Here is a 1,487-nt window from a genome sequence, read left to right as displayed (position 1 = left end):
GGAGAGCCCCGTGGACCGCGTGATCGCCCACTACCTGCTGCGGTCACGAACCGAAACAATCCCGGCCGAGTTCTTCCTTTCGCGGTCAGAAGCCCTCGAGTGGTTAAGGCCGTATACGAGTGAAAAGTGATGTACCAGACCCCCGGCTCCACACGTTGGTGGAAGGCATTGTCCGGATCGCGAGCGGCGACCTAAGCACCAGGATCCCGCATTCGGGCGCGCGCGACGACGTCGCCGCCGTCATTGCGGGCATCAACCTGATGGCCGATGACCTGCAGACCATTTACCAGGAGCTGGAGGAACGGGTCGAAAGCCGCACCGCCATGCTGCGCGAGGCCCAGGTGGAGCTCGAACGGATGGCGCTGACCGATCCGCTCACCCAGCTGGCGAACCGGACCGCACTGAACTCCGTGCTCAGCCACGCGCTCGCCGAAACGCTGCGCGGCGAGATGCCGCCGGCGCTGCTGATCCTCGACCTCGACTCGTTCAAGGGAATTAACGACACCCTCGGCCACAGTGCGGGGGACGACGTTCTGCGCGTCATCGCCCGCCGGCTGCAGGAGGCCGTCCGGGTCACGGACACCGTGGCCCGGCTCGGCGGCGACGAATTCGCCGTGATGCTGCCCAAATCGAACCTCGTCCGGGCCCGGCGGGTCGCGAACCGGATCCTGAAGGCGCTCAGCGAAAGCCTGGACATCGGCGACCTCCGTATCACCTGTGGCACCAGTATTGGTGTGCGGGTGGCCGAACCCGGGCAGTCGGCCGACGAGCTCGTGATGGAAGCCGACACGGCCATGTACGCGGCCAAGGCCCAGCCGCACAGYGCTATCAAGGTCTTCGAACCGGCCCTCCTGTACGCCCGCCGGCTGCAGAGCCTTATGGTGACGGAAATGCGGGAGGCGATCCTGCATGACCAGCTCACCCTGCACTTCCAGCCGGTCGTCGAGCTCCCCACGGGCCGGATTGAGGGCGTCGAGGCCCTGGTCCGCTGGAACCACCCCGAGCGCGGGCTGCTGATGCCGGACCAGTTCATCCCCCTTGCCGAGGAGACCGGGATGATCGTGGAGCTGGGCCACTGGGTGCTGCGCAACGCGGTACGGCAGCTCCGCGACTGGCAGGACCGGCTGCCGCTGGACAGCGAATTCTCCGTGCGGGTGAACATCTCCACCACGGAACTGCAGAACCYGGAACTCATCGAACACGTCCAGGACATCCTCAGCGAAACCGGCGTCGACGCCRCAAACCTCATCATCGAGCTGACCGAATCCATGGCGGTGACCGGCGGCGACGTCGACAAGTACTCCCTGAGCGGGCTCCGCCAGCTGGGTGTCCAGCTCGAAATCGACGACTTTGGCACCGGATACTCCTCCATCAGCTACCTGCGCCGGCTGCCCGTGAACGTGGTCAAGATCGACAAGAGCCTGATTGACGGGCTGGGATCTGACGAGGAGCAGGGCGGCTTCGTTGAGGCTGTCCTGCATTTGATC

The 1,487-nt window shown here is 65.4% G+C and carries 1 protein-coding gene; it reads left to right on the top strand.

Annotation, left to right across the window (positions count from 1 at the left end):
• Nucleotides 1-119 precede the first annotated feature (119 nt).
• Nucleotides 120-1,487 (top strand): putative bifunctional diguanylate cyclase/phosphodiesterase (locus AC1DHD_RS16255; RefSeq protein WP_476880694.1); only part of this gene is annotated, 1,368 nt, incomplete at its 3' end.

The organism is Arthrobacter sp. 05L45_2 (assembly GCF_056397525.1).
Note: the sequence above shows the minus strand (reverse complement) of the source record. Positions and strands in the feature narration are given on the sequence as shown.